Source organism: Peribacillus sp. NPDC101480, assembly GCF_050277335.1.
Taxonomy (GTDB): domain Bacteria; phylum Bacillota; class Bacilli; order Bacillales; family DSM-1321; genus Peribacillus.
Genome location: NZ_JBNNSB010000011.1, coordinates 1 through 18,425, shown reverse-complemented (window position 1 = coordinate 18,425; position 18,425 = coordinate 1). Strand labels below are relative to the sequence as shown.

15 protein-coding genes, 9 tRNA genes and 1 rRNA gene are annotated in these 18,425 nt (G+C 40.9%); 4 read left to right on the top strand and 21 right to left on the bottom strand.

The window, feature by feature from the left end:
* Nucleotides 1-241 precede the first annotated feature (241 nt).
* The 3 genes from ACQKMF_RS24630 to ACQKMF_RS24620 form a co-directional block, all read right to left on the bottom strand.
* On the bottom strand, nucleotides 242-442 hold the full coding sequence (locus ACQKMF_RS24630; RefSeq protein ID WP_034304915.1) for a cold-shock protein: 201 nt from the start codon (nucleotides 440-442) through the stop codon (nucleotides 242-244).
* Nucleotides 443-763: 321 nt separating this feature from the next.
* On the bottom strand, nucleotides 764-2,458 hold the full coding sequence (locus tag ACQKMF_RS24625; RefSeq protein ID WP_402945290.1) for a methyl-accepting chemotaxis protein: 1,695 nt from the start codon (nucleotides 2,456-2,458) through the stop codon (nucleotides 764-766).
* A gap of 13 nt (nucleotides 2,459-2,471) precedes the next feature.
* Nucleotides 2,472-3,641, bottom strand: coding sequence for an ATP-grasp domain-containing protein (locus ACQKMF_RS24620; RefSeq protein WP_427575385.1), 1,170 nt, complete (start codon nucleotides 3,639-3,641; stop codon nucleotides 2,472-2,474).
* A 384-nt stretch (nucleotides 3,642-4,025) separates the two neighbouring features.
* Here ACQKMF_RS24620 and ACQKMF_RS24615 point away from each other — a divergent pair, with 384 nt between their 5' ends.
* The 3 genes from ACQKMF_RS24615 to ACQKMF_RS24605 are packed head-to-tail and all read left to right on the top strand — an operon-like array spanning nucleotide 4,026 to nucleotide 7,512.
* Nucleotides 4,026-5,783: an ABC transporter ATP-binding protein gene (locus ACQKMF_RS24615; RefSeq protein ID WP_427575383.1), complete on the top strand. Its 1,758-nt coding sequence runs from the start codon at nucleotides 4,026-4,028 to the stop codon at nucleotides 5,781-5,783.
* Between the two features lie 23 nt (nucleotides 5,784-5,806).
* Complete coding sequence (locus ACQKMF_RS24610) at nucleotides 5,807-6,481, top strand: response regulator (RefSeq protein ID WP_427575381.1); 675 nt, start codon at nucleotides 5,807-5,809, stop codon at nucleotides 6,479-6,481.
* The gene (locus ACQKMF_RS24605; RefSeq protein WP_427575379.1) at nucleotides 6,478-7,512 is read left to right on the top strand and encodes a sensor histidine kinase; all 1,035 of its coding nucleotides are present in this window, start codon (nucleotides 6,478-6,480) and stop codon (nucleotides 7,510-7,512) included. Before ACQKMF_RS24610 ends, ACQKMF_RS24605 begins: the two co-directional genes overlap by 4 nt.
* 138 nt (nucleotides 7,513-7,650) lie before the next feature.
* Here ACQKMF_RS24605 and ACQKMF_RS24600 read toward each other — a convergent pair whose 3' ends face one another.
* From ACQKMF_RS24600 to sigW, 7 genes are all read right to left on the bottom strand, one after another.
* Nucleotides 7,651-8,022, bottom strand: coding sequence for an iron chaperone (locus ACQKMF_RS24600; protein WP_427575377.1), 372 nt, complete (start codon nucleotides 8,020-8,022; stop codon nucleotides 7,651-7,653).
* A 358-nt stretch (nucleotides 8,023-8,380) separates the two neighbouring features.
* Nucleotides 8,381-10,183: a glutamine--fructose-6-phosphate transaminase (isomerizing) gene (gene glmS, locus ACQKMF_RS24595; RefSeq protein ID WP_101225663.1), complete on the bottom strand. Its 1,803-nt coding sequence runs from the start codon at nucleotides 10,181-10,183 to the stop codon at nucleotides 8,381-8,383.
* Nucleotides 10,184-10,647: 464 nt separating this feature from the next.
* Complete coding sequence (gene glmM / locus ACQKMF_RS24590) at nucleotides 10,648-11,997, bottom strand: phosphoglucosamine mutase (protein WP_101225662.1); 1,350 nt, start codon at nucleotides 11,995-11,997, stop codon at nucleotides 10,648-10,650.
* Between the two features lie 56 nt (nucleotides 11,998-12,053).
* Entirely contained in the window at nucleotides 12,054-13,418 is a 1,365-nt protein-coding gene (locus ACQKMF_RS24585; RefSeq protein WP_101225661.1) for a CdaR family protein, read from the bottom strand.
* On the bottom strand, nucleotides 13,411-14,235 hold the full coding sequence (gene cdaA, locus ACQKMF_RS24580; protein ID WP_034304935.1) for a diadenylate cyclase CdaA: 825 nt from the start codon (nucleotides 14,233-14,235) through the stop codon (nucleotides 13,411-13,413). The genes ACQKMF_RS24585 and cdaA overlap by 8 nt, the downstream gene beginning before the upstream one ends.
* A 205-nt stretch (nucleotides 14,236-14,440) precedes the next feature.
* Nucleotides 14,441-15,064: an anti-sigma factor family protein gene (locus ACQKMF_RS24575; RefSeq protein WP_101225660.1), complete on the bottom strand. Its 624-nt coding sequence runs from the start codon at nucleotides 15,062-15,064 to the stop codon at nucleotides 14,441-14,443.
* Between the two features lie 16 nt (nucleotides 15,065-15,080).
* Nucleotides 15,081-15,644 carry an RNA polymerase sigma factor SigW gene (gene sigW / locus ACQKMF_RS24570; protein ID WP_048685727.1) on the bottom strand — a complete coding sequence of 188 codons (564 nt, stop codon included), beginning with the start codon at nucleotides 15,642-15,644 and terminating at the stop codon, nucleotides 15,081-15,083.
* A 172-nt stretch (nucleotides 15,645-15,816) separates the two neighbouring features.
* On the opposite strand from sigW, the gene ACQKMF_RS24565 reads away from it, so the two are divergent.
* Nucleotides 15,817-16,002, top strand: coding sequence for an aspartyl-phosphate phosphatase Spo0E family protein (locus ACQKMF_RS24565; RefSeq protein ID WP_101225659.1), 186 nt, complete (start codon nucleotides 15,817-15,819; stop codon nucleotides 16,000-16,002).
* Between the two features lie 137 nt (nucleotides 16,003-16,139).
* On the opposite strand, the gene rocF is transcribed toward ACQKMF_RS24565, so the two are convergent.
* The 11 genes from rocF to rrf all read right to left on the bottom strand — a co-directional run bounded on the left by rocF (nucleotide 16,140) and on the right by rrf (nucleotide 18,304).
* Nucleotides 16,140-17,042, bottom strand: coding sequence for an arginase (gene rocF, locus ACQKMF_RS24560; protein ID WP_101225658.1), 903 nt, complete (start codon nucleotides 17,040-17,042; stop codon nucleotides 16,140-16,142).
* Nucleotides 17,043-17,249: 207 nt separating this feature from the next.
* Nucleotides 17,250-17,325 (bottom strand) — tRNA-Ala (locus ACQKMF_RS24555).
* A 21-nt stretch (nucleotides 17,326-17,346) separates the two neighbouring features.
* Nucleotides 17,347-17,418: transfer RNA gene (locus ACQKMF_RS24550), tRNA-Gly, on the bottom strand.
* 3 nt (nucleotides 17,419-17,421) lie between these two features.
* Nucleotides 17,422-17,496 (bottom strand) — tRNA-Gln (locus ACQKMF_RS24545).
* A 104-nt stretch (nucleotides 17,497-17,600) separates the two neighbouring features.
* Nucleotides 17,601-17,684 (bottom strand) — tRNA-Tyr (locus tag ACQKMF_RS24540).
* A gap of 18 nt (nucleotides 17,685-17,702) precedes the next feature.
* Nucleotides 17,703-17,778 (bottom strand) — tRNA-Thr (locus ACQKMF_RS24535).
* Between the two features lie 15 nt (nucleotides 17,779-17,793).
* A tRNA-Val gene (locus tag ACQKMF_RS24530) sits at nucleotides 17,794-17,869 on the bottom strand.
* A 17-nt stretch (nucleotides 17,870-17,886) separates the two neighbouring features.
* Nucleotides 17,887-17,961: transfer RNA gene (locus ACQKMF_RS24525), tRNA-Glu, on the bottom strand.
* Between the two features lie 31 nt (nucleotides 17,962-17,992).
* A tRNA-Thr gene (locus ACQKMF_RS24520) sits at nucleotides 17,993-18,065 on the bottom strand.
* 3 nt (nucleotides 18,066-18,068) lie between these two features.
* A tRNA-Asn gene (locus ACQKMF_RS24515) sits at nucleotides 18,069-18,143 on the bottom strand.
* Between the two features lie 45 nt (nucleotides 18,144-18,188).
* Nucleotides 18,189-18,304 (bottom strand): 5S ribosomal RNA (gene rrf / locus ACQKMF_RS24510).
* Nucleotides 18,305-18,425: the final 121 nt, after the last annotated feature.

Below are 18,425 nucleotides of genomic sequence, written 5' to 3'. Positions count from 1 at the left end.
CTTTACCCCCTTCAATCCAATGATTTCAGTAATTACCTATCGGTACCTTGATAAGTATAATATATTTAATTTAGTATTTTTTAGAAAAACTATGATATACTTAGTCAAACCTTTTTAAGCGTTTTACTTTACTTGTACCATTTACCCTGCTCATCGTTGAGCAGGGTTTTTTGTTATGTATTTTCACAAAACAAAAAAAGACAGACCCTATAACAAGGATCCGTCTTTTTTGTTTTTGAAATTATGCTTTTTGAACGTTAGAAGCTTGAGGTCCGCGTTGACCTTGTTCTACTTCAAAAGTAACTTCTTGACCTTCGTCTAAAGATTTGAAACCTTCGCTTTGGATAGCTGAGAAATGTACGAATACGTCGTCTCCGTTTTCGCGTTCGATGAATCCAAAACCTTTTTCTGCGTTAAACCATTTTACTTTACCTTGTTCCATTGTTGTTGCCTCCTAGTGCATCTAAGCACAATGTATTACTATCCTTGCTCTAAGTCATCATCGAAAACGAAAAGTAGTACTTTTAGTATCCTTAGTACCGAACAAAAATAATTAAGACTAAGCATAACATTAAATGGTAGCGATTGCAAATGGTTTGGTTAAACTTTTTTCCAGCAATTTTTAATACTCTCTCAATTCGATGAAAAAATAAGCAGTAACGAAAGTGACTCTATCTATTACACATGAACTCTTACATGCATTCATCCAAACAAAAACCTCTCGTTATAACGAAAGGTTTTTGTAGATGATTACATCAAATATTTATTTTTCGGTAATGAACTTTTCTACCATTTCTTCTAAAATCGCCGATTCATTTGCTAAATCTTGATTTTGCTCCTTCAATCCAGTCATTATGGTATTTTGTTGAATGGCAGCTGCCGAGATTTGCTCCGTCGTTGCGACTCCTTCTTCTGAAATCGCTGCAATTTCCTGAATGGATGCCAGGCTTTCATCCGAAGACTCATTGATTTTTTTCGAATGGGCGGCTAATTGTTCCGTGCCTTTCAGCAATTTCTCTACGGATTCAAATATCTTATTGAAAATCTCGCCATTGTTTTCCACTAAGGAAACACCATTTAATATATCCTGAAAACTCTCATCATTATTTTGGATGACTTTGGCTGTTTGTTCATTAATCCGCATAATGGATTCTGAAATGATATCGATGGATTCATCTGTTTGCACAGCCAATTTTTGCACCTCTTGAGCGACTACGGCAAACCCTCTGCCCGCATCCCCAGCCCGTGCCGCTTCAATGGAAGCATTCAGGGATAGCAGGTTCGTTTGAGAAGCAATCACCCTAATTAGACCAATCACTTCATTTATCTTCACTACATCCTCTTCCAGGCTCACCAAATTGGCTTTATTCGCTTGGCCGTTTTCCATGATTTTATCCATCTGGCCCGTTACATCTTGCACTTGCTTACTTCCTTGTTCAGCAAGTGTATTCGTATGCATCGTAAATTCATTCATTTCATTCGTTTGCTCGTTCATAAAACGGATTGTATCCGATAAGTCACTGATCATATTGGAAATTCGATCAATATGATGGGCACGTTCTTCCGAAGCTTTTGCTTCTTCCGTTGTCCCCGTCACTATCTGGCCATAGGATTCCACCATCTCTTCAAAGGATTGCTGAATGGACACTGTCGTTTGATTCATCGTTTGGGCATGTTCACGGACATTCTGGATAATATGCGCCAAACTTAATCTCATATCTTCAAATCCACTTGACAGATCGCCAATCTCATCCCGTCTGACAACGGGAATCGATTTACTTAAGTCTCCTTTTGCCATTTCATTCGTGTAACCAACAAGTTCATTGACGGGTCCCGAAATCTTTTTCCCGATGACAACGGCGCATAACACACCTAATATAATGGCACTTGCCAGAAATAAGATATTATAGAATATCATTGTACTTTTCAATTCATCAATGAATTTTGCATCCATATCGATTCCGACAATCGCATCCGTTCCATCGATTGGCGTAAAGTATGACTTGTGTGTACCCCACTTATCTTTATATATTTCACTTAATACATCTTTTTTTCCATCTATCGATTTTGCCTGTTCCGGCGTGAAGGGGGATTCCACCATGTAGTCCTCGCTGCCGTTCAGGGCTACGATCATGTCGGCATCGTTCTCCCGCTTCAAAACATAAACATATTCGATTCCCTTTTTATCTTTAACAAAGGCATCCAACTCACGCTTAATCTCTTCTCCCCGTACCGAAGCCTTGTTTATCAAAGTGGGATTGAGGCTTGCTGCCAAACTGTGGGCATTTTCAGAAAGACGATCATCGAATTGCGGAAGGACATTCTCATTGATCATTTTATTAGTAATATAGGAAAAGCAAAGGCCCATGGCCCCTGCGAAAAGTACGAAAGGAATAATATAAAACAAGAATAGTTTTGCCAATAGAGATTTTTTAGGATTCAGCTTTGAAAATCTCATTTCCATGTCCCCCTTAGTTGAAAACCAGGTGTTTTATAGTCAAATATGGTATTAAATCCAAATGAAGCAATCGGAGATTTTTATTCAAATCCTCACTTCTATAAAAGATGATGGCCATGCTCCGGTCATTTTGAAAAGGAAGCTGCCTATATTCCAAAACATGTTCGAATTCATGACGAAGTCCTTCATGATCAATACGCGCAACATCTTCCAGATTTATTTCCAGTGGAACCTCTGCAAAGAAAAAGCTATATATATGATCGTCCATCTCTTCCAATATCCGATTCCAATCCGGTTTCGTTCCAGAAAAATAGTGTTCATACATATTCATTCCATAGGCATGGTAACCTAGATCCGTTGTACCCGCCCCAGCAAAACGCAAGGGATTGATTTCGATGGGTATCACCCGATTTCCTTTTTTGCGAATTTCAAAGTGTACCGGGTAATTCCTTAGTGGAAGGACCGTTTGGATATTCCTCATGAACTTCAGTGCATCATGATAGATTTCATTAATGGCCAACTTCGAAGTATAATAAATTCGATCGGAAGTATCGTAATCATCCCTGAATAGTCGCTTAAAGACATTCAAAATGACCGGTTCACCATCTTGATTGTAATAACCATCAATCGCATACTCTTCACCCTGAATCCACTCTTCTATTAAAACGGTCTGGGAACCGATCACCTCTGAATCATATAATCCATCCGAATGAAGTAAATCCGCTTTAAGCTGGTTCACGGCTATATCCCAATCCTGCTCATTCTTGACTTTGTGCACCCCTACACTTGAATAGCCAATATTGGGTTTGATAACTACCGGAAACGGTATTTGATTTTTATCCAGGTCACTTATTATGGATAAATCAATATCTTGGAAATAGAAATCAGGATATAAAGATTTCGTCAAATTTCGTACCTGACTCTTATCCTTCAATAACTTTGACCAAATGTATTCATTGCTATTCGGTTGATAATGCCCTAATAATGTTATGCCATTTTCAGAGTTTGTAAGAATTCTTTTGTCCATTTCCATGGAGTTGAAAAATTCTGTATCCTTTTGAATGTTTAGCTTTTCTGATGTTAATGTGTCTCCCCATTGCCCTTGTTCCAGCACTGGAATCTGCTTTTCCTCTAACACCTTTAGAAGAATTGGCGACACAATGGACTCATTCAAAATAATCATTTTTTCCACCTAACTTATACTGTTTTTTGTATCTCCATATTTAATCGGTTAAAACCGGTAAGTTTTTAGCTTATATAGGTATTTATTATTAAAAATCAAAATATCACTATATCTTTTTACCTATTCGACATAAGTTGAAAATTATTTGAGGACAAGGGAAAAGCCCGGATCTAGCCCCGGGCTCTCCTTTTTCCTATGCTCATGTTAAAGGAACTCCTTCATTCTTGTACATCTACAATAATACTTGGCAGAGAACAGTGACGGTAGTATTGAAGAAAAATAGAAAGAAAAGGTTCACCAGAATTTTCGTGGAATAACTAAGAGTAGTTCATATTCAATTCACAACTTTTTTATATACTTCTCTGTAATGAAAACCAAGAAAGGATGTATTTACATATGTCAGAAGCAAAAAATCAAAAAGGATGGCGCCAGTTCATTCGGTTGGTTCAACAAACGAAGCCTTCTAAACTAATGATAGGGCTAGCATTAGCATTAAGCCTAGGTACAACAGGTGTAGGTTTAATGGTCCCTCTATTCACAAAAAATCTAATTAATGATTTTTCAATCAGTTCACTAAGCACTGAACGGATCACACTTCTCGTGCTTGCCATCATCGTTCAAGCATTGGCCAGTGGATTTTCCATCTATTTATTAAATCGGATCGGTCAATCTGTAGTGGCCGGTATCCGCGATCAACTATGGAAAAAATTACTCGTATTACCCGTGAGTTATTTTGATGAACATCCATCGGGAGAAACAGTCAGCCGAATGACAAATGATACAACAGTAGTGAAGGGATTAATCTCTGAACACCTCTCAAATTTCGTTACTGGAATCATTTCCATCGTAGGCTCCATGATCGTGTTATTCGTTCTGGATTGGAAAATGACATTATTGATGTTCACTGCAATTCCGCTCTCTGTTTTGATATTAATGCCATTAGGGAAAAAAATGCATAAAATTTCAAAAGGAATGCAGGACGAGACAGCAAGCTTCACCGCAGTCCTTCAGCAGGTGCTAACGGAAATACGCCTTGTTAAAGCTTCGAATGCAGAAGCTTTGGAATATCAAAATGGAAAAAAGGGCATCCATAAATTATTTCAATTCGGATTAAAAGAGGCAAAAATCCAAGCATTGATTGCGCCGCTAATGAGTTTTGTCATGATGGCATTACTCGTGCTGATTTTAGGTTATGGGGGAATGCGAGTTTCTTCAGGAGCCCTGACAGCTGGAGCTCTAGTTGCATTCATCATGTATCTTTTCCAAATAATCATGCCAATGGCTCAATTAGCCAGTTTCTTTACACAATTCCAAAAAGCAACGGGTGCAACAGAGCGCATCATTTCCATTCTGGATTCAGTGGAGGAAGAAGATGCAATGAAGCTAGTTCAAAATATAGGTCAATCAATCAGCGTGGAGAACCTGAACTATAGTTATAATAATGGAGAACAGGTACTTAAAGATATAAGCTTTAACGTTGAAGCCGGAAAGGTCACTGCAATTGTCGGCCCAAGCGGCAGCGGAAAAACGACCCTTTTTTCATTATTCGAGCGTTTCTACAAACCACAGCAAGGGTCCATATCCATAGGCGGGGAAAACATAAATGATTTCACACTCCTTTCATGGAGAAGCCAGATTGGATATGTTTCACAAGAAAGCCCGATTGTATCAGGTACAATTCGAGATAATATTTGTTATGGTATCGAGCGGGATATAACGGATGGAGAATTAAATCAAGTGGCTAAAATGGCGTATGCAGATCAGTTCATTTCTGATCTGCCGAACGGATATGATACAGAGGTTGGTGAAAGGGGCATGAAATTATCAGGCGGTCAAAGACAAAGAATCGCGATCGCTCGTGCATTTTTAAGAAACCCCAAAATATTAATGCTTGATGAAGCTACCTCCAGCCTGGACAGCAAATCAGAAAAAGTGGTTCAACAGGCATTGAATGATTTAATGAAAGGCCGAACAACAATAGTCATTGCTCACCGCCTATCGACCGTTGTTGGTTCAGATCAAATCATCTTTCTGGAAAAAGGGAAAATAACGGGCAGCGGAACACATAAGGAGCTATATAAAACGCACTCATTATATCGCGAATTCGCTGAACAGCAGTTAAACAAACTTGAACTGGCCTAATTCACCGAAAGGAAAGAAGAAGGATGACAAAAATATTGGTAGTCGATGATGATGCACATATTCGCGAACTTATAAACCTGTTGTTAAGAAAAGAAGGCTTCGATCTATATGAGGCCTCAGACGGACTGCAAGCATTGAAAGTAATGGAGAAAGCGAAAATCGATTTGGCAGTCATCGACATTATGATGCCTAACATGGATGGATGGCAATTATGCAAGGAGTTACGGGAATTTAGTGATATCCCCATTTTAATGCTGACTGCAAAAGGGGAAACAACACAGAAAGTAAAAGGTTTCGGGCTTGGGGCAGATGATTATCTTGTAAAGCCATTTGAACCGATCGAATTGGTTCTGAGAATAAAGGCATTACTAAAACGCTATAAAATCACTATTTCACAAACATTAAATATCGGCGAATTAAAGATGAATCGAAACACACATGAAATTTCATTCAAAGAACTGGAATATACGATTCCCTTAAAAGAATTCGAATTGTTGTTTAAATTAGCAAGCTATCCTGGAAAAACTTTTTCCAGGGAAGATCTTATCGAAGACATTTGGGGCTATGATTATGAAGGTGATGAACGAACTGTTGATGTTCATATTAAAAGAGTGCGAGAACGGTTTCCAGAATCGGAATTCCCCTTCCGGATTAAAACGATTTGGGGATTGGGCTACCGCTTGGAGATAACAAGATGAGAAGCAATCGATTTTTCAAACAAATGTTTGGCACGCTGTTTTTTGTTACGTTTATTTCAATTTGCTTTTCCGCCGGATATTATATCATTGAACTATTGCCCTTAAGGTTAACCGATTATGTTCGGTTTCTGGCCACTATCATGACAAGCATCGCAATCATGATATCCATCGGTTATCTTATCCGCGCTATCCATCACAATAAACGGGTAAATATTTACCTCGAGATCATAGATGCCTTAAGGAAAATAGCAAATGGCGATTATAATGTACAATTGGATTTTAAAATGGAAAAGAAAAACGAAATGACGGATATCATTAACCACTTCAATCACATGGCCAAGCAATTGAAGCAAATGGAAGAAATGCGGCAGGAATTCATCTCTAACGTCTCACACGAAATACAGTCGCCCCTTACCTCCATTGTAGGATTTGCCCAAGCTCTTCAATTTAATAAGCTGACACCCGAAGAACGAAATCATTATCTTCATATAATAGAGACAGAGAGCAGGAGATTATCTAAATTAAGTGATAATCTTCTAAAGCTTACATCCCTTGAATCCGAGCATCATCCTTTTGAAAGAACAAATTTCAGGGTGGATCAGCAAATACGAACCATTATTTTGGCTTGTGAACCCGCTTGGTTGGAAAAAGAACTCGAATTGGATATATCCTTAGAAAAAGTTCCAATAGTTGCAGACCAGGATTTAATGAGCCAAGTATGGACAAATTTAATACACAATAGTATCAAATTCACCCGCCATCGCGGAAAGATCACGATTCGATTACAACAGATAGATGACCTGGCATCCATAACGATATCCGACAATGGAATCGGCATTTCCGAAACGGACCAGTTCCATATATTCGAGCGATTCTATAAAGCCGACCTGGCAAGGGACCGCTCAAAAAGCGGCAGCGGTCTAGGCCTATCCATCGTGAAAAGAATTATAGAGATGCATGAAGGGACCATATCCGTGAAAAGTGAACTCGAAAAGGGAACGACCTTCACCATTCTGCTTCCTATTTCGTGAAGGACTTTGTGATTTTGAAGTTTATTTTAAATCCATAGTAATAAAAAACAGCTGCAATGGCAGCTGTTTTTTATTACTATTTGATGGTTTAGTATAAAGTTTGATTAAAATTAATTTCACCCTTAATAATCCAATTTATTATTTCCGCCAAAAAGTTGAACAGTCTGCCTTATCAAAAATATTAAACTCGATCATTTTTTCAAGTAATGAGTAATCAACCGGGCTGTCCCACTTGATACGTACCAGCTGCTTGGTGTGATCATAGCCAGCCTGCACGATTTCATCAGAGAAATGATCGACCCCTGCCTTTTCAGGGGCAACAGCCATATGATGTTTGGCTACGCTAAAGCCAATAATATATGTGTCATGATCGGTAAACATAGGCTGATTCCACGCAATTTTCGGCATTAGATTTGGAAACTTCTTAGTTACCCAAGCCAAGACCTCTTCCGTTCGTTCCCTATGTTGCGGGTTATCAATATTCGCTAAAAATTCTGCAAAGACTTCCATGTCATTCTCCCCTAAATTAAAAAATTTTTATGAAGACTTCATTTTCAACATCGCCTAAATTTAATGCCAATACGGGTTTCTTTCAACAATGCACCATAGGAAGATCATTAACATTGCTCTATTGGATGCCGTTATTACCTACCGATGGATTTGATAGATTGCATTAAACAACTTTATTGTCACTGCACACCTTTTCCTATTCCTTGGCATGCTTTAAACCGCTTGTCAGCATGAGAGGTTCTCGTTGTTTTTGACATTAAAAATACCCCTTTGGCTAATCATAGCCAAAGGGGTAAAGCTTCGCAACTTTTTATAAACAGTTGAACTTTATTTAGATCTACATTGCATTCATTGTAACTTACTCAACCGTTACACTTTTCGCAAGGTTACGCGGTTTATCCACGTCACATTCGCGGTGCAAGGCTGCGTAGTAAGCAATGAGCTGCAGCGGGATAACAGAGATAAGGGGTGTTAATAGTTCATTCACTTCCGGGATGACGAAACGGTCATCCTCTTCTTCAAGCCCCTTCATGGAAATGATGCAAGGGTTGGCGCCACGGGCAACCACTTCCTTCACATTACCACGGATGCTTAGGTTGACGCCTGCTTGCGTAGCAAGTGCTATGACAGGTGTACCTTCTTCAATCAAGGCGATCGTTCCATGTTTAAGTTCTCCGCCAGCAAAGCCTTCAGCCTGGATGTATGAAATTTCCTTCAGCTTAAGGGCCCCTTCAAGAACGACATAGTAGTCAAGGGAACGGCCGATGAAGAAGCAGTTTCTCGTAACGGACAAATATTCACGAGCAATTTCTTCCATCTCTTCTTTCGAATCACATAGGGCTTCCATTGCAGTCGCTACGATTCCAAGCTCTTTTACAAGGTCGAAACCATACTCCATGTTACGGAATTGGCCAGTTACATTTGCCAGGATGGATAAGACCGCAACTTGAGCTGTGTATGCCTTTGTAGAGGCAACGGCAATTTCTGGGCCAGCATGCAGCAAGAGCGTATAATCCGCTTCACGTGACAATGTAGAGCCAGGTACGTTCGTGATGGTCAGGGCTTTATGACCAAGCGCTTTGATTGACACTAATACGGCACGGCTATCTGCAGTTTCACCACTTTGTGAAATGAAGATGAATAACGGTTTTTTTGATAATAACGGCATATTGTAAGTGAACTCCGATGCCACATGTACCTCAACCGGAATTTCAGTCATTTTTTCGATGAATTGCTTACCAATCAACCCTGCATGATAGCTGGTTCCGCAAGCGATGATATAAATACGGTCAGCCTCACTTACGGCTTCAGTAATATTATAATCGATTGCAAGTTTACCTTCTTCATTTTGGTATGCTTGAATGATTTTACGTATTACAGCTGGCTGCTCGTCGACTTCCTTGAGCATATAGTGAGGATACGTACCTTTTTCAATATCACTTGCATCCAGTTCAGCAGTGTATGGAGCACGCATGACTTCTTCGTTGGAAAGGTTCTTGATCGTTACCTTTTCATTTGTCACGATAACCATTTCCTTATCCATCAGTTCAAGGAATTGATCTGTGACTTGCAGCATCGCCATTGCATCCGAAGCGACAACGTTAAAGTCTTTTCCGACGCCGATCAGCAGCGGGCTTTTATTTTTTGCGACTAAGATGGTTTCATCATTTTCAGCATCCAATAGGGCAATTGCATATGAACCCTCTAATAGAGTGAGTGTTTGACGGAACGCCTCTTCCACTTCCATGCCCTCGTTCACGAACTTCTCTATCAGTTGAACGATGACTTCCGTATCCGTTTCACTTTTAAAGGCAACATCCTTCAAATATTCACGTTTTAGAATCGCATAGTTTTCAATGACCCCATTATGAACTAAAGTCAATCGACCTGAATTACTTTGGTGTGGATGGGCATTTTCACGGCTTGGCACACCATGGGTGGCCCAGCGCGTATGTCCAATTCCGGTTTGTGCCATAGTATTATCATCCACGGCTGCTCGTAAGTCCGCGATTCTTCCCTTTTCCTTAAAGATTGTCACGCCTGCTTCATTTCTCACAGCAATCCCTGAAGAGTCATAACCGCGATATTCAAGTTTTTCAAGACCTTTTAATAAAATTTCCTTTGCATCGTTAAGTCCAATATATCCAACAATTCCACACATAATTTCTGTTCCTCCAACCGATTCGAGGGAACAGGAATGCACGGGGGCATCCCTGCCCCCTCATCTCTAATATATTTTTATAAAGGAAATGCCCTAAAGCACTTTTTCCCATTGTGCATTTCCAACCCTTTGTGCAGTAAGTTGCCCTACTGTTTTAAGATTGGAATTATTGCGGCTGTGCACTTCAGCCGGGAGGTATCCGCCGATCATTCGATAAACCTCCTCCTCGTCAACTAAGCCATTTCTCGTCCAGACTTAGTTCAGGCGCTTTTGTGAATCCGTTTCTCCTTGCCTACCCTCCTTTTTAAAACAGCCATTTTCAAGAAAATGAGTTGTAAATCAGGATAATCATACCTTAAATAAGGGACATAGGTCAATTCTTTATTACCAAGACCTGCGAAAAAGAACTTCTTTATAAAAATATGCATAAAAGGAAATTTAGTTCCTTTTATGCATAGGATTGGTTATTCGTTTATTCCCATTTCCGCTCTTACAACTGCGACGATGCGATCTACATAATTAGTGCATTCCTCAACTGTCGGTGCTTCAGCCATAACACGGACTAGCGGTTCAGTACCGGATGGTCTCACCAAAATACGGCCATTTCCGTTCATTTCCCCTTCAACAGCCTTGATGACTTCCTGTACCTTTTCATTATCGGTTACAGCGTGTTTATCGGTAACTCTGACATTGATCAGCGTTTGTGGATATTTCTTCATCTCGCCAGCAAGCTCCGATAAGGTTTTTTGGGTATCGCTCATGATGTTCACAAGCTGTAGCCCCGTCAATAAGCCATCACCTGTCGTGTTATAGTCCAGGAAGATGATATGTCCGGATTGTTCACCGCCAAGGTTATAGCCGCCTTTTCGCATCTCCTCGACCACATAGCGATCACCCACTGCCGTCTGGGCGCTTTGTATGCCATGCTCTTCAAGACCTTTATAAAAACCAAGGTTGCTCATGATCGTAGAAACCACTGTTCCCTGTTTCAGACGGTTATTTTCTTTCAAGTATTTCGCACAGATATACATGATTTGGTCGCCGTCCACGATATTTCCTTTTTCATCTATGGCAATGACACGGTCTCCGTCACCATCGAAAGCAAGTCCAACATCCGCACCTTTTTCTTTTAAGAATTCAGCAAGTGCTTCAGGGTGGGTGGAACCTACCTTATCATTAATGTTCAATCCATTTGGCGATGCCCCCATAGTAGAGATGTCTGCATCAAGATCTGCAAACAGGTGCATGGCCAAGGCAGATGTCGCCCCATGTGCACAATCAAGAGCAACATGAATGCCTGTAAAGTCTTCATCCACTGATTGTTTCAAGTACTGGAGATACTTTTGCCCTCCTTCAAAATAATCGTTCAAATGGCCTAAATCTCCGCCAACCGGGCGTGGAAGCTCATCCTTTTCCATATCTAATAGTGCTTCAATTTCCGCTTCTTGGTCATCGGATAACTTAAACCCATCCGGTCCAAAGAATTTAATGCCATTATCCGCTACCGGATTATGCGAAGCGGAGATCATGACACCTGCTTCAGCACTTAAGGCCTTTGTTAAATAGGCAACTCCCGGTGTCGAAATGACCCCAAGGCGCATCACTTCAGCCCCAATGGATAAAAGACCGGCAACAAGCGCACCTTCCAGCATTTCACCTGAAATACGAGTATCGCGCCCTATCAGCACTTTGGGTTTTTCTGTATTTCTAGTAAGAACATAGCCACCAAAACGGCCTAGTTTAAATGCCAACTCCGGTGTTAATTCGCTATTCGCTATACCCCTTACTCCGTCTGTTCCAAAATATTTACCCATCTTTATCGCTCCTTCTTCGAATCGTTACTGAATTAAATGATGTTGTTAAAGCAAGGTCATGTCTCTTCGTCTTTTTGTGTGATGGTGACCGAGATCGTTTCAGAATCCAGTTCCCATTCCATTCCCTCAGGCACTGATACCGCCAAATCCACATCATGCGTACCTTCATCTAAATTACTCACATCTACTGTAAGATTAATGTCGTCTTTAGTTATTTTCTTCAAATCATCCGCCTCACCAAGCAAAGTGATGCTAGTTACATCGGATTCCAATTCGGCATTTTGGCCATCCTGTATGCCCACAGGAACAATTTGTATATTGTTGAAAGTTTTGGACTCAACGGCAGCCGTTTCATCTTTTTCTTTTTCTTCTTCTTTTTCGACTACTGGCTCTTCTTGTTTTTGTTCAGTTTCAGGTTCTTCCTCTTCTACGACTGGCTCTGAACTCTCTTCATCCACATCAACTTTCTCGGTGCGAATCTTGACCTTTGCCTTACCCAAGGACATTTTTTGTACACTTTCCGGTTTATTAAGATCGAGTTCCAATTCTGTATCACCATCGATTTTCGAGATATTTACAGGAAGATTTATTTCATCTATTTTCTCCAGTTCCGATTCCGAACCGAATAAGGTGACCTCTTTTGGGTCGACACTCATACTTGTGATCCTGATGCCATCCTTTGTCTTGCCAGTTTGCTTCGGTTCTATCGAAACCGTCTTGGAAGGAATGCTCACTTTTAAGGAAACGGCAACTGAAGATGGCTCGATCGTCACATCCAGCTTATTCAAGTCTCTGTCCAGGGCTTTAACGGTAGCCTTGGCGTTCACCGTTTCGCTAAGTCCCTTACTTATTTCAAGGTTTGCCTTTACATACGAAATTTGTTCAATCGCATCTTTAGCACCCGTAATTTTGACAGTTTTCGGGCTGACTGTTGGCTGACCAGCGGTATAACCTTCTTCAAGTAAAGAGCTATTATACTCGGCTTCAACGGAGAATTCCTTCGTCACCCGTTCCTGAACGTTGACTTCGGCATATTCCGGATCGATCGTCGCCACTAACTTTTCATTCAACTCACTTATTTTAAATGTGACAGTTCTGTCCCCCATTGAGATTGCAGGATCGGAAAGGTCTACATACACTTTAAAGTCCCTTTGATTTTTCGCATTTATCAAGAGGCTTTTTGCTCCCTTAAGCGTAACATCAACCGTCTCCGGCACTCCGCTCACCACTAGATTCTCACGGTCATAGTACACTTCAACCGGTACATTTTCGATGGTCTCCGTACTGATTTCAGGGGCTGTCGATAAACCAAGCGATTTTTTATCCGACTCCATCTCAAAGTTAATGGAAATGAACAAAAGTGCTGCCAAGGCGAAAGCTACGATTCTCATAAACCAAGCGCTATTGGTGAATTTATCCATTCTTTTTCCCCCTCCAGTTAAAGATGCTTGAGGAAGTTGATTTGATGTTTTCCACTACCAGTTCACTTGTAAGCATGGCCCTAAATGATTCTTGATTCAAATCCCGGTAAAGTTCCCCGTTTTTAGTGACGGATATTCCTCCCGTTTCTTCTGAAACGACAATCGTAAGACTATCCGTAACTTCACTCATGCCTATGGCTGCCCTATGCCGTGTACCAAGTTCCTTTGATATGAATGGACTCTCTGATAATGGCAAATAGCAGGCTGCAGCCGCCACTTGGTTATTTTGCAAAATAACTGCGCCATCATGGAGCGGCGTATTAGGGATGAAGATATTAATGAGCAGTTCTGAAGAAATGTAGGATTTCAGGGGTATCCCCGTTTCAACATAATCCCCAAGCTCCGTACCTTTTTCTATCGTAATCAAGGCTCCTATACGCCTTTTTGCCATATAGGTGGACGCCTTTAGGATTTCCTCGACTAAACGCTCTTGCTGATTCTCTTCTGGAACGGTGCCCCTTGCAAAGAGCTTCCCGCGTCCTAATTGTTCAAGTGCCCTTCTCAGTTCAGGTTGAAAAATGACGAGAATCGCCAATACTCCCCAATTCATGACTTGTGCCATTAACCATCCGAGTGTATTGAAACCAAACAGGTTGCTTAAGCTTTTTACAATGACAATTACAAAAATTCCTTTTAGCAGCTGAATAGCCTTCGTGCCTCGAATAATAGTTAACAATTTATATATCACAAACCATACAAGGAGAATATCAATGAAATTTACTACATAGTCCCAAACAGTCAAATTGGTTAAAGACATGTTGTTTCCTCCAGTCAGTATTACTCCAAATACCAATTACAATCTTTATACGATAACCTTAATAGTATACCATTTTTTAAATGATACATCTAAAAACTAGTGTGAGAAATTTACACAGGAAAAAAGAACCATGAATAATGGTCCCCTAAAAAAATAAAGCTGGGCGAAGTCACCTTAAATGAAAAACGGTTCCCTCACCCAGCTTCTATTCCCTATTCTCATCTTTAGCAGGAACCAACGAGGTTGCAGTGTCCTTTACTTTATACCACATCCACTCAAAAGCTTGGTCAATAACATGGATGCTCCCGGTCACATTCCCTGCCTTAGACATATATTTATGCCCATTTATGACTGTTACATCTCCCTCTACTTCACCATCTATTTGAATGTTACCATTTTGAACTACCACATTTCCCTTGATTGTCTCACCCTCAGGCACAATCACCGTTTCACCATCGACCACTAAGTTAGGCTGCTTTGATACTGAAAAATGTTCGTCCTGATTATAAGTCGAAAAAACAGATCCTGTCATCAATATGATGAACATCGCTGCCGCTGTCATGAAGGGATGGCTTTTGAACCAACGTTTGGCACCTGTTGTTTTCGTTTCCTTTGGCAATTGAGCCATAACCTTTGCTGTAAAGTCATCCGGGGCCTTTATATGGGAAGTGCTTTGTACAAGAGCGACCGCCTTTTTCATTTCATGAAAGTAATCCCGGCATTCAGCACAGTTATTCAAGTGCTCCCGTAAAACTTCTTTATGCTCCGGTTTGATGTCCTCATCTAAATAATCATGCATATATTCAATGATTTCCTCATGGCAGTTCATTTTTCTCACCTTCTTTTTATAAATGGCGTAGTTGTTTACGCAAGGCTTCCCGACCGCGATGTATCCTCGTCTTAACCGTACCGACCGGCAAATCGAGTATTTCACTGATTTCCTTTAGTGATAGCTCTTCAATATACTTCAATACTATTACCGATCGGTATTTCTCGGGCAATTTCATTATTTCCACTTGAATCGTTTCCTGCAGTTCTAAAGATTCAACTTCTTCCTCGGGTTTCGCCATATCCGATGCAATTTGGGAATACATATTCAATCCCTCTGTTCCTGCCACCTCTGCATCTAGATAGTAGTCCGGTTTTTTCTTGCGAAGCCGGTCAATACAAAGATTGGTCGCAATCCTATATAACCATGTAGAAAATTTCATTGTTATATTGAAACTCCGAATATTCACGTAGGCCCTTACAAAGGCCTCTTGCGCCAAATCTTCTGCTTCTTGCCTGTTTCCGAGCATCCTGAAACATATTTGGAAAACTTTGTCCTTGTAAATTTCGACAATTTCCCCAAATGCATTATGGTCTCCCTTTAATACTTGATTAATTCTCTCTTTAATGAGTGCATCCATTTTCCGGTATTACCCCCGCTCATGCGGCTATACGATTACTACGAATCGTAAGCTAAAAGGTTTCAAAAATTTAATACATTAATTTTAACAAAGTTTTACATTTTATGTTTAAGAAAAAAAAAACAGGGCTATATAGTAAGAAATTGTAAAATTCAAGGGAGTGATTCTCTATATGACTGCTGAACAAATTTTAGACCATATTGAACAATACAGACAGAAGATGATGTTTTTGGCTTCCCGTTCTTCGATGGTGGATAATGAGGTTGTTGAAGTTAGCAGTAAACTGGATTCTTTAATCATCCAATACATCCATTTAACTAAAAATGGAGATCCCACAGACAGAAGTGCTCTAAAGTGAATACGGATATACGATTGCAACCATCTATCTATAACTATGTTCCTGTTACATACACCCTGGAAAATAAACCTACGTCTTCTAGCATATAAAAAACAGTAACCCATTACAAGCCGGTTACTGTTTCTTTTAATTTTCAGTTATAATAATTTTTCTCCAAATAGGGAACCCATTAGGGCCACGGCAACGATCGCCGTCTTATTTCGCTCATCTAAAATGGGATTCACCTCTACGAATTCAGCTGATGTAATCAAGTTGGATTCCGCAAGCATTTCCATGGCCAAATGACTTTCCCGATAGCTTATACCACCAATCACCGGTGTGCCCACTCCGGGTGCATCTGCTGGGTCAACTCCATCCAAATCCAATGAAAGGTGGACGCCATCCGTTCTTTCCCTTAGGTAATCAATGCATTCTTCCATGACCCGTGTCATTCCCAAACGGTCAATCTCATGCATCGTGAATACCTTAATCCCTTTCTCACGGATAAGTTCTTTTTCTCCTTCATCCAATGACCTTGCCCCAATTATTACGATGTTTTCCGGTTTCACTTTTGGAGCAAAACCATGGATATTTATTAGGTCCGGATGTCCAAGCCCGATACTGACAGCCAGGGGCATACCGTGTATATTCCCGGATGGTGAAGTATCTTCCGTATTTAAATCCCCGTGTGCGTCGTACCAAATCACGCCTAATTTTTCATAGTGCTTTGCGACTCCTGCCAGTGTACCTATGGCTATCGAATGGTCTCCTCCCAATACAAGCGGAAAGGAGCCTCCTTCTATTATTTCATCAACTTTTGTGGCAAGCAGGGTGTTACCCTTTGCTACAAGCTGTAAGTTTTTTAGATTTGTCCCAGGCTCATCTGCACTTTCAGGACGCCCCACAATTATATCCCCTAAATCCTCTACTTCTATATTCAATCTTTCAAGCCGCTCGACAATCTCTGCGCAGCGAATGGCACTAGGTCCCATATCCACCCCTCGCCTTGCTTGACCAAGGTCCATAGGCAACCCGATGACGGAAATTTTCTGAATAGACATACAATTCCCCCTTTCCACCATTTTATAGCGTATATGCCGGTTGGTTCAACTCGACATTTCCATGTATAAAGATGCACGTTTTCCTATCACATATGTTTTTGGTGAAAAAAGATCTTTCTTGCGATTAGTATACCCAACTAGCCTTAAACAAAAAAAAGTCTTAAACCATTTTTGGCTTAAGACGTAAGTTTTGGTGTATGTAGTTGATGGTGGAGCCTAGCGGGATCGAACCGCTGACCTCCTGCGTGCAAGGCAGGCGCTCTCCCAGCTGAGCTAAGGCCCCTAAGGGATATGAAATATATTAAGCGGAAGACGGGATTCGAACCCGCGACCCCAACCTTGGCAAGGTTGTATTCTACCACTGAACTACTTCCGCAAATGGCTGGGCTAGAAGGGATCGAACCTTCGCATGACGGAATCAAAATCCGTTGCCTTACCGCTTGGCTATAGCCCAATATATGATATGCAATAATTAATATTCAACAAAATAAAAAGGTGGTAATCATATAATTCCCCAATATAGAGAATATATAACTGATCCACAGGATTTTATTAAAATGGTGGAGGGGGGCAGATTCGAACTGCCGAACCCAAAGGAGCGGATTTACAGTCCGCCGCGTTTAGCCACTTCGCTACCCCTCCGCAATATATGGTTGTAAGTGGTGCCGGCAAGAGGACTTGAACCCCCAACCTACTGATTACAAGTCAGTTGCTCTACCAGTTGAGCTACACCGGCAAGTAAAGAATAAAATGGTGGAGGATGACGGGATCGAACCGCCGACCCTCTGCTTGTAAGGCAGATGCTCTCCCAGCTGAGCTAATCCTCCGGATTAATGATTTGAAATGGTGACCCGTACGGGATTCGAACCCGTGTTACCGCCGTGAAAGGGCGGTGTCTTAACCGCTTGACCAACGGGCCGAACTGTTTTGTGTTCATAGATAGAATGGGAAGCTCCCAAGCGGATTCGAACCGCTGACCTCTTCCTTACCATGGAAGTGCTCTACCTACTGAGCTATGGAAGCATATGGCTCCGCAGGTAGGACTCGAACCTACGACCGTTCGGTTAACAGCCGAATGCTCTACCACTGAGCTACTGCGGAATAATATAATGTTTCCTAAAACCCATTTGAAGATTTAAATGAACAGCCTGGCAACGTCCTACTCTCACAGGGGGAAACCCCCAACTACAATCGGCGCTGAAGAACTTAACTTCCGTGTTCGGAATGGGTACGGGTGTGACCTCTTCGCCATCATTGCCAGACTATATTCATTTTTGAAGAATTTTCATTCCTTCAAAACTAGATAATAAGAAGGTATTTCATTTTTTAAAAAGCGTTGGTTAAGTCCTCGATCTATTAGTATCAGTCAGCTCCACATGTCGC